Annotated in this window: 12 protein-coding genes; 6 read left to right on the forward strand and 6 right to left on the reverse strand. The window is 41.8% G+C overall.

Going from position 1 to position 14926, the window contains the following annotated elements:
- Nucleotides 1–109 precede the first annotated feature (109 nt).
- The 5 genes from BLP33_RS05500 to BLP33_RS05520 all read right to left on the reverse strand — a co-directional run bounded on the left by BLP33_RS05500 (nucleotide 110) and on the right by BLP33_RS05520 (nucleotide 5734).
- Nucleotides 110–676: a DUF4199 domain-containing protein gene (locus BLP33_RS05500; protein ID WP_090525643.1), complete on the reverse strand. Its 567-nt coding sequence runs from the start codon at nucleotides 674–676 to the stop codon at nucleotides 110–112.
- 463 nt (nucleotides 677–1139) lie between these two features.
- On the reverse strand, nucleotides 1140–1718 hold the full coding sequence (locus BLP33_RS05505) for a DUF4199 domain-containing protein (protein ID WP_090525645.1): 579 nt from the start codon (nucleotides 1716–1718) through the stop codon (nucleotides 1140–1142).
- Between the two features lie 8 nt (nucleotides 1719–1726).
- Nucleotides 1727–2395: a hypothetical protein gene (locus BLP33_RS05510; protein ID WP_090525647.1), complete on the reverse strand. Its 669-nt coding sequence runs from the start codon at nucleotides 2393–2395 to the stop codon at nucleotides 1727–1729.
- Between the two features lie 7 nt (nucleotides 2396–2402).
- Nucleotides 2403–3653 (reverse strand): dihydroorotase, encoded by a 1251-nt coding sequence (locus tag BLP33_RS05515; protein WP_090525649.1) that lies wholly within the window; start codon nucleotides 3651–3653, stop codon nucleotides 2403–2405.
- A 32-nt stretch (nucleotides 3654–3685) separates the two neighbouring features.
- The gene (locus BLP33_RS05520) at nucleotides 3686–5734 is read right to left on the reverse strand and encodes a vWA domain-containing protein (protein WP_090525651.1); all 2049 of its coding nucleotides are present in this window, start codon (nucleotides 5732–5734) and stop codon (nucleotides 3686–3688) included.
- A 172-nt stretch (nucleotides 5735–5906) separates the two neighbouring features.
- Here BLP33_RS05520 and BLP33_RS05525 point away from each other — a divergent pair, with 172 nt between their 5' ends.
- The 6 genes from BLP33_RS05525 to BLP33_RS05550 all read left to right on the forward strand — a co-directional run bounded on the left by BLP33_RS05525 (nucleotide 5907) and on the right by BLP33_RS05550 (nucleotide 13039).
- Nucleotides 5907–6902: an aldo/keto reductase gene (locus BLP33_RS05525; RefSeq protein WP_090525653.1), complete on the forward strand. Its 996-nt coding sequence runs from the start codon at nucleotides 5907–5909 to the stop codon at nucleotides 6900–6902.
- 59 nt (nucleotides 6903–6961) lie between these two features.
- Nucleotides 6962–7420: a DUF3592 domain-containing protein gene (locus BLP33_RS05530; RefSeq protein ID WP_090525655.1), complete on the forward strand. Its 459-nt coding sequence runs from the start codon at nucleotides 6962–6964 to the stop codon at nucleotides 7418–7420.
- A gap of 61 nt (nucleotides 7421–7481) precedes the next feature.
- Complete coding sequence (locus BLP33_RS05535) at nucleotides 7482–8657, forward strand: dipeptidase (protein WP_090525657.1); 1176 nt, start codon at nucleotides 7482–7484, stop codon at nucleotides 8655–8657.
- A 73-nt stretch (nucleotides 8658–8730) separates the two neighbouring features.
- Nucleotides 8731–9687: a thioredoxin-disulfide reductase gene (gene trxB, locus BLP33_RS05540; RefSeq protein WP_090526227.1), complete on the forward strand. Its 957-nt coding sequence runs from the start codon at nucleotides 8731–8733 to the stop codon at nucleotides 9685–9687.
- A gap of 284 nt (nucleotides 9688–9971) precedes the next feature.
- Complete coding sequence (locus tag BLP33_RS05545; protein WP_090525659.1) at nucleotides 9972–12275, forward strand: family 20 glycosylhydrolase; 2304 nt, start codon at nucleotides 9972–9974, stop codon at nucleotides 12273–12275.
- Between the two features lie 17 nt (nucleotides 12276–12292).
- On the forward strand, nucleotides 12293–13039 hold the full coding sequence (locus tag BLP33_RS05550; RefSeq protein ID WP_090525661.1) for a hypothetical protein: 747 nt from the start codon (nucleotides 12293–12295) through the stop codon (nucleotides 13037–13039).
- 121 nt (nucleotides 13040–13160) lie between these two features.
- On the opposite strand, the gene BLP33_RS05555 is transcribed toward BLP33_RS05550, so the two are convergent.
- Nucleotides 13161–14789 (reverse strand): acyl-CoA carboxylase subunit beta, encoded by a 1629-nt coding sequence (locus BLP33_RS05555; RefSeq protein ID WP_090525663.1) that lies wholly within the window; start codon nucleotides 14787–14789, stop codon nucleotides 13161–13163.
- Nucleotides 14790–14926: the final 137 nt, after the last annotated feature.

A 14926-nucleotide genomic window follows, 5' to 3' on the forward strand; every position in this document is an offset into this window, starting at 1 on the left:
TTCAACTACTGAAAGGCCTTTCTTGTTTTATATGAATTTATCAATCAATTGAATAGCTGTACAAATTAGAATTAGCTTTAAGCTTTGAGCATTCTGCTTTCAGCTTGTTTTATACCGCCGGATCAATAGGTTTAGGATCTTCGTAATTATCGGAAACGGTGTCAAAAGGTGATCTTTCATTTTTGAATACCGCTGCCGAGATCAGACTCACTATAGCGCCAAAAATGGCGTATATAAATACAACGCTTACTGTCGCTATAACCGCAAAATATTTACTTACCATACTTAAGGCATTGTCTATTTGATCCTGCGACAGATTTCCTTTTGCTTCCATTTGCGCGCGTGAGGCAGTTAGGGCCTTATTAACCATTTCCGGACTTAATATCGCATAATATACATAAGTGAATACCGCAACGAAAACTCCTGTAAAAATCGCATATAAAAAACCGGATAAAAAGCCTTCTCCGTAGGTAATATATCCGCCAAGCTGATCTTTGTATTCTTTTTGCGTTAACAGCAAGAAAGCGATGAAGGGCAAAAAGCTCAGGTATTTAAGAGATGAGTTGGGGTCAATATCAAGAAACTGAAATGCATAAGTTATAACTATTGAAGTTACCAGGTTAATTAGCGCCCACTTCAGGGCTGGTTGCGATGGGCTCGCTTTTTTTATTTCCATGATATAGGTTATTTAGTGTTTGGTTAAAATTAACTAATTATCTTATATCATGTATATGTTTATTTTTTACCCAGGCAAATGCTTTTCAAATGTTTATCGCCGATATCTCGTTGTTAATTAATATAACTGAGGAAAGGCTATGATACAGGCGAGCTATTAGATGCTGTTTTATGGTCTGAAGCAGGTTAAACGCCCAGGCCCACTCGGCACCTATTTTTGCAAATAACAGGCGCAAACATTCAGATGTGCTTAATTATTCAAAAATATCAGTAGTGTTAACCCGGTAGAAATACAATATACTGATTACTAATTATTTATAATCACTTTATTTAAAATGTGTTAGCCAGTGTTAACCCAGTTTATTAGGGTGTGTTATCCTGGTTTTAATTTCGTAAACTCGGTATAACAAAACAGGCCTTTCAAAATTTGAAAAGCCTGTTTTGTTATACAATTAATCTTTTATTCAAGAAATAGACTCCGCCGGCTCCCGTTTAAAGAAAGCAGCGAAAATTATCGATAAAACAAACAGAAATATAATGCTTATACCTAATGACTGGATTTGCTGACCTATGGTAATGCTTTTTCCGGTTTGAAAGCTTTTCTCCATCTCCTGAATCTTGGCGTCAGCTTCCTTCTTTTCTTCCGGTTTGGCAGTGCTTTCTTTCAGTTTAGTCAAAGCTGTAACCATAGCTGTCTTAGTCTTCTGAGCCATTTGCGGTTCTATAGCGTTTGCAAATATCTGATCACGTAGTATAAATATGGTCAGGTTTGAAATGAAAAACATAATGAAAATTCCGGTGGCGGCCTGCCTCATTGTCCAATACCCGCCGACTTTGCTCCTCAGATTTATGCAAAACAAAGCAGCAATAGCTATCGGAAATATGTACGTGAAAAGTATTGCACCAACTGTTATTGCGACAGCCGATGCTACACTTACCATAAAATAAAAATAAATAATACTTACCACAGCCAATACTGCACCTAAAATCAATCCTTTGATAAGTCCTTGTATTTTTATGGTTCTTTCTAATTGTGCGCTCATCAAAAAGGCTATTGAAAACTAACTAAAATTTCTAAAACTGCCATATCAAACTCTTTGTTGATAGCATTATCAGCAATCTCTTTCTTCTCTTCGTCAGATGGATCAATGTTTTGAAAAAAGCACATCATGGGGTAAAACAGCTCTTTAAGCTCCGAATCTTCAGGAAGCGTAGTAGCAACCTTGCTGATTTCGGATACCGGGCTTTCAATCAGGATTTGGTTGGCAATAACCGGCTCATAAATGCGGTATTCATCCTGGAACTCGTCTTCATCAACTAATAAAAACTCTTTCAGGTAATCTTCCAGTTCCGGCTCAATATCTTCATCTTCACACTCATTCAGATATAGTAAAAGGTTAAGGAGTTCGGTACCGCGGTCGAGTGTTTCTTCTTCAATGCTCTCCCATTCAGGAGTATCGAGGTAATCTTCTTCCAGTTTTTTAACATCTGCGCTAAAGAAGTTGATCATTAGCAAATCGAAGAAGATCTCACGAAGTTCTTCTACTTCAGGATTTTCATTAAAAACCGCATCAAGCTCATCTACTTTAGATAAAAAATCTTCGTCGGACGCAAAAACATCAGCAAACTCATCGGTTAGCTGGGTTGCATCAAAGTTGTTGTATTTGGAGAAGGCCTCAAGCGCTGCTATAAAGGCGTTTTCTATTTTAGGATCGATCATAGGTATATTATTTAAATATTTGGTGATTGTTGTAAGTTAACAATACTTTACCTTTTAAACGCTGCCCGATATAAGGCGAGTTTGCAGATTTAGATTTGTTGTTAGCCGCAGTGTATTCCCATTCGGTATCAGTATCAAAAACCACGATGTTTGCCTTTTCATCTTCAGCGATAACCGACAGTTCAACACTAAGTATTTCGCGGGGATTAACAGCCAGTTTTTCAACTATAAGTTCAACCGGTAAACCCGCTTTTAAAGCCAGGGAAAATGCGGTTTGCAGACCTATTATGCCATATTCAGCAACTTCAAACTCCACATCTTTAAATTCAATTTCGTGTGGGGTATGTTGCGATACAATGGCGTCGATAGTGCCGTCTTTTAAACCTTTTATCAACGCAGCAACATCATCGGCAGTACGCAGGGGTGGTTTCACTTTATATAAACTGTCAAAGCCTAAAAGGGCTTCATCGGTTAATATTAAATGATGCGCAGCAACGTCGCAGGTAACTTCAATGCCTTTACGCTTGGCCTCACGGATCAATTCGACCGAACGCGCAGTTGATATGGTTGTAAAATGGATGCGGGACACGGTGTATTCTGCAAGATAAAGATCACGGGCAACCATCAGTTCTTCGGCCAGTGAAGGAATTCCCTTCATGCCAAGCAGTGTGCTGATCTCTCCCTCATTAACTTTTGCCTTACCTGCTATAGCGGTATCTTCAGGGTAAGAGAAAACCAGTGCATCAAAACCCTGTGCATACAGTAAAGCTCTTTCCATTAAACCCGCGTCCTGTACCGGGCGACTGCCATCGGTAAAAGCCCTGGCACCGCTTTGGTACATATCATACATTTCGGCAAGATCTTTCCCTTCACGCTTCTGCGATATGGTACCCAGAGGATAAACATCAACCAGGTTACCTTTTGAGCGGTTTAGCAGGTATTCAACTTCCGACTTGGAATGCACCGGCGGCTGGGTATTGGGCATTAGTGCTATGCCCGTAAAACCTCCTGCTGCTGCGGCTACTGTACCGGAACGAAGGTCTTCCTTGGTTTCAAGGCCCAACTCGCCTACATTACAGTTAAGATCGAAAAAACCGGGCGAAACATATTTGCCTTCGGCATCAAACAGTTCGGCATCGGCATCTATATCGTCGCCTATGCGGGTGATAACACCATTTTCAATTAAAATATCGGCAACTTGTTGATGAAAGGATGATCCGGGATCAAGAATAGTGGCTGATTTGATAAGCAAATTCATTAGCACTGCTTTATGTGTGGATTTGTATCGATCTATCCAGCCTGAATAACGCCCTGTTGATCAGGCTTATAAAACCTGATTAACAAAATTTCTGCAAGCAGGAAGATCAGCGCCAAAATTATACAAAGTTTCCATAATTGTGTGCCAAAATTTGATTCGGCAACAACACTTTTTAATGAATCGCTTCCTGCTGTTAATAAGGGCTTTGCATTTGGCAGTATTTTTTCGAGATCGGCCGCCGTAAAATAACTCATATCTGATTCTGCCCGGTTATCGTTAAGAGCAAGTGTTGCCAGCGTACTGTCCTGCTTGCGGAGCGAATAAATTCCGGGTTCATTCAATTGATCAGAAACATATAACAACGTACTTCCCTCCTGCTGCCTTACATCCGGGATAATGCTTTGATTGCCTTTGGTGAGTTTGAGCAATTGCTTTTCGGTGGTTTGTACGGGTGGTACCTCAAAACTTTCGTCGGCACCAAAAGTGTAAAATAAGGGTTGGTCATGCCCGCTTAATAATGCCATCCTAAAAAGTATGGGTACAAACAGCGCATGCCTTGGCAGGTTACTAAAATCTTCGCTAAGAGGTACAGCACACATGTAAACATTCCCTTTTTCGCTGCTGTAACCCTCCCAAAAAGCTTCGCCGGTAGCAAGGTTCATCAGGCTTTCCTGCTTAGAACCGCTTTTACTCAGCTGATAATATTTTTTTACGGATGGCAAATCAGGGTTTTGAGGAAAGCTCTCAAATACATTTTTAAATACTGCGCTCTGTTTGTTGATGGAGGCTACTTTTACGTCCTGGGTTATTAGCTTTTCAGGATATCCGGTATTTAAGGCTAATAACAATGACTTATAATTAGCCAGATCAGCATCGGCCGACGGAAATACAACCAGCGTCCCTCCTTTTGTCACGTACGTTCTCAACTGCTGTGCCAGTCCGGTAGCTATGGTTTTAATGTCGCTGACAATTACTATAGGATAGCTATTAAGTGCAGCGTAATCAACGTTACCATCGGTTACACGGGATGCAGCAAAGAAAGCGTCAGATGCAAAAACAGCCTTCAGATATGGATTTGGAGCGCCTCCATCTATCAGCAGAACCGGCATTTGCTCCTTTACATTAAAACTAAAATAAAACTGGTTGTCAAATGTGACCGGGTTGTCCTGCAACTGAATTTCACCGCTCTGCCATCCAGGTTTTAAGCCCGAAAATGATAAGGTATCATTTTGAACATGGCGGGCATTGATACTGAAGCTACCGAGCGCCTTTTGCTCACCATTAATTAATATTTTGAGGGGAATCTTTTCTGCTTTTTCTGTAGCGTAATTATGTAGGCGTACAACCAGTTTTTCACTTTCACCCGGGCGATGTACCGCACCAAGGAGCCAAATCGAATCAACAGCAACATTGGGAAGGTTCCCGGCTTTAAGCTGAACAAGGTTAACGGCAATATCACTATCGGCTTTCACTGGTTTATCATTTCTGTTTTTTTGAAAATCAGAAATAATAAACACCGACTTGGGAGCTCCCGGTTGATTTTGCAATAGGTTTTCCTGTCTGCTGATAACCTGTTGTAAGCTCCTGCTTTGTGAACTTACTTTAACCGCATCAACTGCATCATTAAATTCATCACGGCTCAATAGTCTTTGATGTTTACCTTCAAAATCTTGCGTAAGTAATTGAAACCGATCATTAATATTATAAGCCGAAGTAATTTCCTTAGCACGGCGTTTGGCTTCATCAAGTAACGAGCCCTCGCGGTTAAGGGTTTCCATGGAGTAAGAATTATCCACAAAAACGCTGATCACCTGCTGTTTACCAGCATTAGCATTTTGCGCGCCGGGGATATAAGGTCGGGCAAATGCCAGTATCAGAAATAACAAAGCAAGTAAACGCGACGCCAATATCAATCGCTCCTTCAAATTGCGGCGTGAAGCCTGCTGTTCCTGCACCTCTTTCAGAAACTGTACATTACTGAAATATACCTTTTTGTATTTACGAAAATTGAACAGGTGGATCACAACCGGGATAGCCAGGCTCAGCAACGCGAATAAAAAAGCAGGATATAAAAAATACATATTTTATATAGATGGTTGTGCTATTTACAAATGTGGTAATTTTTTAAATATGCCGATGTGCAAATTTCAGATGCGTAGGTTTTAGCCTGGCTTTATTCATACATCTATAGATGCCCCTTTCAAATCATGTATAAATAAATATATTTGGTGCATACATCAATCTACTTAAAAAATGGAATACAGAAGATTAGGCGAAAGTAAACTAAGCGTATCGGCAATAACTTTTGGGGCATGGGCTGCTGGCGGCTGGATGTGGGGAGGCAATGATGACCAGGAAGCTATTGATGCCATGCGCGCGGCTTACGATCTTGGAATAACATCAATTGATACAGCCCCAGTTTATGGACAAGGTAAAAGCGAAGAGCTGGTGGGCCGGGCTATTAAAGACCTGCCCCGGGATAAGGTACAGATCCTGACTAAATATGGCTTGCGCTGGGACCTTGCTAAAGGTGAGTTCTTTTTTAAGAGTAAAGACAACAACGGGAAGGATATTGATGTATATCGATATGCCGGTAAAGACAGCATTATTGCCGAGTGTGAAACCAGCCTCAAACGTCTTGGTACCGATTATATCGACTTGTACCAAATTCATTGGTCGGACAAAACTACGCCTATTGACGAAACGATGGAAGCCATTTTACGTCTTCAGGAACAGGGTAAAATTCGCGAAGCAGGTGTTTGTAATTATAATTTGAGTCAAATGCAAATCGCTGCCAAAACCATTAAGCTGGCGGCAAACCAGGTTCCGTTTAGCATGGTAAACCGCGCTATTGAAGATGAGCTAATTCCTTATTGCATCGAGAATAGGAAAGCGATATTAGCTTATAGTCCCCTTGAGCGTGGTTTATTGACCGGTAAAATGAAACCCGGCCAAAACTTTGATGAGGGCGACCATCGCGCAGCCGTCAAATACTTTAAAGATCAAAACATTGAGCGTACCAATGCCTTTCTTGCCAAAATAAAACCATTGGCCGACGAAAAAGGTGCAACTTTAGGGCAATTGGTTATCCGCTGGACAATCAATCATCCAGGCATAACTGTAGCGCTGGTTGGCGCCCGTAATGCCGAACAATCTGTTCAAAATGCCAAAGCCATCAATATTCATATCAATGGAGAGGAAATGGAGTTTATCAATAACCAGTTAAGTGATTTGGTGATTGCTGGATAAACATCTTTAACACCGCGGAGAGCTATTAGTCTCTTCGCATGATTATATAAACCTGAACCATGATCATTGATACATTACTATATAGCAGCCATTTAATATCAAGCGATAATCCTATAATAACTGCTTTGACACTGGGGGGTACCGGAGCCATATTTAGCCTGTTTGGGGCTATACTATATGATAGCCACAAAAAACTCATGAAAAGAGGTATACAAGTTGAGGGTACGGTTATAAGTATTGAACATGAAAGGAGCAATAAAGATTCGATGGTATTAAACTACCCGGTAATTAGATATCGGACATTACAAAACGAATTGATAACAAAAAAACACAACATTGGTATCAGCAGATACTCATATAAAGAGGGTGATTCGGTAAATGTGGTATATGATCCTGCTGATAATTCGCTATTTACATTAAATGACAGTTCTTCAAAAAGCGTCCCCCTTAGCTTCATTTTACTTGGATTAACGTTATTAGCTGCATCAATTATTATTTTCATAGTGAAAGCTGGATAGCCAAAATCGGTAAAATCGAAAAAACATGTGAATCAGCGGTCAATTTCCTTATCTTCCAATTATGAAAAGATCGTTATTATTATTTCTTTTATCACTCACGCTAAAACTATCTGCCCAAAACGTACAGCAAATTCATCAAAAGGCAGTTCTAATTGATGCCCACAATGATGTTATTTCAAATGAGCTGATAACCAAAGTTGATTTAAGCAAACATCAAAGCGAAGGTAACTTCGATTTGGTTCGTGCGAAAGAAGGCGGGCTTGATGCACAAATCTTTTCTATCTGGTGCGGTGAGAGTTATGGTAAAGGATCCGGTTTTGCCTTTGCTAACCGGGAAATTGATTCTTTGTACGCGCTCATCAAGCGTAATCCTGATAAAATAGCTTTAGTGCGCAACACCAAAGAACTTAAAAAAGCTGTGGCCGACAAAAAGCTGGCGGCGTTGATTGGTGTTGAAGGCGGGCATATGATCGAAGACAGGATGGATTACATCGACAGCCTTGCTAAACGTGGGATGCGTTACCTCACCCTCACCTGGAATAACAGTACTTCATGGGCAACTTCAGCACGTGACGAGGTTACTAAAAAAGATAGTTTGAAACATTTAGGGCTCACCGATTATGGTAAGCAGATTGTTAAACACCTGAACGAGCTTGGTGTTATGGTTGACGTATCGCACGTAGGTGAACGCACTTTTTATGATGTACTGGCAACTACCACAAAGCCTGTTATCGCTTCACATAGCTGTGCTTATAGTATCGATCCATTTCGCCGCAACTTAAAGGATGACCAACTAAAGGCGCTGGCAAAAAACGGCGGTGTGGTATGCATTAATTTTTATAGTGGCTTTGTAGATAGTACCTATACACCCAAAGTGCTTAAGTTTTTGGCGCTGCATAAAACAGAGCTCGATTCATTGACCAAAGTTTATCATGACGTCGATCTGGCCAATATCAGGATAAACGCCTTGTATAAATCGGAATCAGACAAGCTCAGACCACCGCTTGAGCTGCTGATCAAGCATATCGATTATATTGTGAAACTGATAGGTGTTGATTATGTGGGTATCGGGTCGGATTTTGATGGTGCCGAATCATACCCTCTTGGTTTGGATAGCGTTGCTGATTATCCAAAAATAACCGGAGAACTATTGAAATTAGGCTACAGCCAAAAAGATATTGATAAAATATTAGGTGGAAATGTAATGCGGGTGCTTGCCGCAAATACAGGCAAATGATGTCACTTTGTTGACGATATGCGCTTTGCCTTATGCGCTTAAAATCGTAAATTCGCAACTCATTTATAATAAAATGTCTCAAGAAACTGAACACGTAAAATGCCTGATCATAGGCTCAGGTCCTGCAGGTTATACTGCAGCTATATATGCTTCCCGCGCTGATCTTAAGCCAGTTATGTATACTGGTTTACTGGCAGGCGGCCAGCTTACACAAACTACCGAAGTTGAAAACTTCCCGGGCTATCCGCAGGGCATTATGGGTCCTGAACTGATGGAAGATTTTCGCAAACAGGCTGAGCGCCTGGGTACCGAAATCCGTTTCGGATATGTTAGTTCTGTAGATTTTTCAAGCCTGCCACATAAAGTTGTAGTTGATGATGTGAAAACCATCACAGCTGATACCGTGATTATTTCAACCGGAGCTTCGGCCAAATGGCTTGGTTTAGAGTCTGAACAAAAATATAGCGGCTTTGGTGTTTCTGCATGTGCAGTATGCGATGGTTTCTTTTTTAAAGGCCAGGATGTGGCTATTGTTGGTGCCGGTGACACCGCTGCCGAAGAAGCTACTTATTTAGCTAAACTTGCCCGCAAGGTATATATGATCGTTCGCAGGGACGAGTTCCGCGCTTCAAAAGCGATGGTTCACCGTGTATTGAACACGCCAAACATTGAAATTTTATATAACACCGAAACCAAAGAAATTTTAGGCGATGGTCAAAGCGTTACTGGTGTTAAAGTAATTAACAACCAAACAAACGCCGAAACCGATCTTGATGTTACAGGATTCTTTGTAGCAATTGGTCACCACCCTAATACCGATATTTTTAAAGGCTGGTTACATATGGATGAAACCGGTTATATCATCACCCGTCCCGGTTCAACTGAGACCAACGTTGAAGGTGTATTTTGCGCCGGCGACGCCCAGGATCACATTTACCGCCAGGCTGTAACAGCAGCCGGCACCGGCTGTATGGCCGCTATCGACGCTGAGCGTTATCTGGCTGCCAAAGAGCATGTGGTGACGGCTTAATTAAAGTGATTAGAGATTGGAGGTTAGAGATTAGTGTCTTAGCCTCAAAAAAGCGATAGGTTTTGCCTGTCGCTTTTTTATTTTCAAAGTACTCATCATTAAATAGCAACCGTGTTAGATTGCAATGGAAAGTCCACAGCGAGTATTGGGATTGTGGGCGGGCAAAGAGAGGCGAAGTATGTAATCATCTCTACTATTGAACTAACATTTTTACACATTAAAACTTTTTAAATTTTTTAAAAAAGTTTTATCTTACGGGCTCACACTAACCTGTTAGATAAATTATGTATAAAAAGGCTTCTTTAGTACTGCTTGCCGTGCTTGCAGTGTACACCTCCACTGTAAACGCACAGGACACGGATCCAAACCTGGGTATTATCCCCGCTCCTGTTTCCTTGAAAAAAGCTTCCGGTCAATTTGTTTTGAGCCAGGAAACTACCGTTCAGGCAGATACACCATCAAATAAAGCGGTGATATTTTTTAAAGATTACCTTGCCAACAATCAGGCTTATAACAAACCGGTTGCTTTAAAAGGCAGCAGAAGCAACAACGTTATAACTCTTACTGCAGCCGGTACCGAAGGTTTACCTGCCGAAGGTTATCGCTTAACCATTACGCCACAACAAATTACTGTTGCTGGCAAAGGGGCTGGATTATTTTACGGTGTGCAAACATTACTTCAACTGATGCCTACCGAACATTCCGCTACCATAAAGCTGCCTGCCGTGCAAATTGAAGATTACCCGCGTTTTGGATATCGTGGCGCAATGCTTGATGTTGGTCGTCATTTTTTTGGGGTTGAGATGGTTAAGAAATATATCGACCTTTTGGCTGCTTATAAACTGAATACTTTTCACTGGCACCTTACCGAAGATCAGGGCTGGCGCATTGAAATAAAGAAATACCCTAAGCTTACCCAAATAAGCAGTATGCGTGCACAAACGCTTATAGGTGGTTATCACGACCGTACGCCACAACAATTTGATGGGACACCGTACGGCGGCTTTTATACACAAGATCAAATCCGCCAGGTAGTAAAGTATGCCTCAGACAGGTTTGTTACCATAGTACCTGAAATTGAAATGCCGGGACACTCTAAAGCTGCGCTTGCTGCTTATCCCGAGTTAAGTTGTGACCCGTCAAAAACGTATCAGCCTGCCGAAACCTGGGGCGTATTTAATGATATTTATTGCCCTAATGAAAAAACCTTTGCTTTTTTGCAGGATGTTTTAACAGAAGTGATGGCGCTTTTCCCGAGCAAATACATTCACATTGGCGGTGACGAAGCTCCGAAAGATGCCTGGAAAAGTTCGCCATTTTGCCAGCAATTAATAAAAAAATTAAAGCTGAAAGATGAGCACGCACTGCAAAGTTATTTTATACAACGCATTGAAAAGTTTTTAAACTCAAAAGGTCGCAGTATCATTGGCTGGGATGAGATTTTAGAAGGTGGCCTTGCCCCTAACGCTACAGTTATGAGCTGGCGCGGCGAAGAAGGTGGAATTGCAGCAGCTCAACAAAAACATGATGTGATCATGACACCGGGAAGCAACGGTTTATATATTGATCATGGCCAGGGAAAACCAAGCCAGGAACCTTTGAGCATTGGCGGTAACGAACCATTATCAAAAATTTACAGCTACAACCCTACCCCTGCTGTGTTAACACCAGATGAGCAGAAATACATTAAAGGTGTACAAGCCAATTTGTGGACAGAATATGTAGCAACCGATGCCAAGGTAGAGTTTATGCTATTGCCGAGACTGCTTGCCCTGTCGGAAATAGCCTGGTCGCCATTGGCTAATAAAAATTATGTTGATTTTGCTGATACACGTTTACCTGCTCATTTGGCCTGGCTGGATAAAAACGGTTTTGATTACCACGTGCCAACAGCTATAGGTGCAAAAGATACAGTGATAATAGGCAGTAAGTTAAATGCCGTATTAAAACCATCTGTTGAAGGTGCAAAAGTTCATTATACTATTGACGGTTATACCCCGCGCGAAACAGATTTGATTTATACTATTCCGTTGAATTTGGAGATACCTGTTGATCAATACCGCGAACTACAGACTATCGTTATCACTCCTTCGGGCAAACGGAGCAATGTTACCCGTACATTGGTTTACAATAAAGCGCCAATGGCAGCCGTTACTTATACAGGTACAGCATCAGGACTAAAGTATCAGGTTTTTCCTGGTCTTTACAGCAGTACAAACCAACTTGGCGTTATGCCTGCCGACAGCGGTGTAACCAAAACCTTTAATACGGCCGATCTGCGAAAAAATAAAGGTAAATATGGTGTGATTTATACAGGATTTATTAATATTGAAACAGATGGCGTTTATGGCTTTGCAACGTCATCCGCAGGTGGTTCGGTTTTATTAATCGATGACCAACCGGTAGTTGATAACGACGGAAAGCATACCATAAATGAACAAATGGGAGCTGCGCCGTTATTAAAAGGCTACCATAAGGTAACGGTAAAATATTTTGATCAGGGGATTGGCCCGGTATCGTTAAAAGTGTTTATTACCGCACCTGGTAAAGCAAAAGCCGAGCTAACACCAGATACATTATACAACTAAGTTGAACCCTAAGAAATATGACTAACAGGTTTTACCTTTTTGCACTTGCAATAAGTGCATTAATGGCTGGATGCGGTGGGCAGGAAACAAAAAAGCCTGCCGCTCCTACGGCACCTAAAAAGCCGGAACTGATGGCACCTTTCAGGTATCACAAACTGATAGAGGTGTCTCCGGGCCAAAGCTATGATATTTTGAGCTGGGGGCGCGGTGCCGAAGAAGCTGGTTCGTTCATGATATTGCATTCAGATTCGTCGGCCATAAAATACACTACAACAACCGGCGATTTGGATGGCGCAATTATTGATGTTTACAATTCGGATATGGATGTGGATGGCAATCCGGAGATCCTGATCCAGGCGAAATCAAAGGATACAACCAATTACACGTCAATTTACGCCTTTGAGTTTAACGACAATAATAGTAAGGCCAATAAGCTGGATTTTCCGAAGCTGACCAGCTCGCAGCGCAAAGGTTACCGTGGTAATGATAATTTCTATATTAAGGAAGGTAAGCTGATGCGGGAGTTCCCGATATTTAACGGAACCGGCAAAGATGCCAAACCATCAGGAGCAAAACGCCAATTGGAGTATGGTTTACGGGGTAATGAATTTACCGTTAAGCAGTTGAGCAAAGATTCGACAGATGTAAAGCAACCGGACAATCAGCCTGCTAAAACTGATGAGAAAAAATCATCAGATAAACAAAATTCATCGTCATCCTCGTCAAAACCATCTAAGAAAAAGCATAAAAAGCGTAGAGGGTAGTTTAGTTTGCGTTACAAACGAGCGCAAGGCGAAACAAATCAAAATATTAAAAGCGCCGTGATGAGCAGTTCATCATGGCGCTTTTTATTAATCACTAATCTCCAACCTCTAATCACTAAGATCACGTCTGCATAACCCCTACATTAAAAGCCTTTTCTATCGGTGCGTGGTTAGCCGCGTCGATACCCATTGAAATTACTTTACGGGTTTCAAGCGGGTCGATGATCCCATCAACCCAAAGTCGGGCAGCGGCATAATATGGAGTTGTTTGAGAGTTATATTTATCTGTTATCTGTTTCAATAACTCAGCTTCTTTTGTTGCGTCAATCTCTTCGCCTTTCGCTTTGAGGCTTGCTTCCTGGATTTGTAACAGCGTTTTCGCTGCTTGTCCGCCGCCCATTACCGCAATTTTGGCCGACGGCCAGGCATAGATCAATCGTGGATCGTACGCTTTGCCACACATGGCGTAATTGCCCGCTCCGTAACTATTGCCAATAACAATGGTAAACTTTGGCACTACTGAATTTGCTACTGCATTCACCATTTTGGCGCCATCTTTAATGATGCCTCCCTGCTCCGAGCGGCTACCCACCATAAAACCGGTGACATCCTGTAAAAACACCAATGGGATTTTTTTTTGATTGCAATTCATGATAAAACGGGTAGCCTTATCTGCCGAATCAGAATAGATCACCCCACCAAACTGCATTTCTCCTTTTTTTGATTTGATCACTTTGCGCTGATTAGCTACAATCCCTACAGCCCATCCGTCAATGCGGCCTAAGCCGCAAATGATAGATTGTCCGTAGCCATCTTTATAGGGTTCAAATTCTGAGTTATCCAACAAACGGAGTATGATCTCCTTCATATCATAGGCTTTTTCCCGGTTATCGGGCAGTATTCCATAAATTTCTTTTTCACTGAGTTTTGGAGCTGAGGGCTGGATCCTGTCGAAACCGGCTTTGGTATAATCGCCCGTCATACTCATGATATTACGGATGGAATCAAGAGCGGCTTGATCATTAGGCTGTTTATAATCGGTAACGCCTGAAATTTCGCAATGAGTAGTGGCACCACCGAGGGTTTCGTTATCTACATCCTCGCCAATGGCCGATTTTACGAGATATGATCCCGCCAGGAAAACAGAGCCTGTGCCTTCTACTATCATCGCTTCATCGCTCATGATAGGCAGATATGCACCTCCTGCCACGCATGAACCCATAATGGCGGCGATCTGGATAATTCCCATACTGCTCATGATAGCATTATTGCGAAAAATGCGGCCAAAGTGTTCTTTATCCGGAAAGATCTCGTCCTGCAAAGGCAGATAAACTCCTGCTGAATCGACGAGGTAAATGATAGGTAACTTGTTTTCGATGGCTATTTCCTGGGCACGGAGGTTCTTCTTAGCTGTTATCGGAAACCAGGCCCCAGCTTTTACAGTTGCATCATTGGCAACTACAACACATTGCCTGCCGGATATGTACCCAATGCCACAAATAACGCCACCTGACGGACAGCCGCCATGCTCGGCGTACATGCCGTCGGCAACAAAAGCGCCGAGCTCCAGCCATGGTTTATCTTTGTCAATGAGGTAAGCTACCCGCTCGCGGGCCAGCATTTTTCCTTTTTCTTTTTGTTTGGCTGCGGCTTTTTCACCACCGCCCTGATGTACTTTGTTAAGCCGGGTGTTTAGCTCATAAACAAGCTGCTTATTAATATCTTCATTTTTATTGAATTCGATATTCATAATTGGTTTTAGATAGGACAGGTAATTTAGAAAATTTCCTATCTAAAAAAGGAAATTGTAAACGGTTTTGTTTCAAAGGGATAAAACAGTTAGCAGTAAATAGTTGGTAACAGGCAGTTCATTAGCTTATAAAACCT

Origin of the sequence: Mucilaginibacter sp. NFR10 (assembly GCF_900100445.1) — a bacterium.
Taxonomy (GTDB): Bacteria; Bacteroidota; Bacteroidia; order Sphingobacteriales; family Sphingobacteriaceae; genus Mucilaginibacter; species Mucilaginibacter rubeus.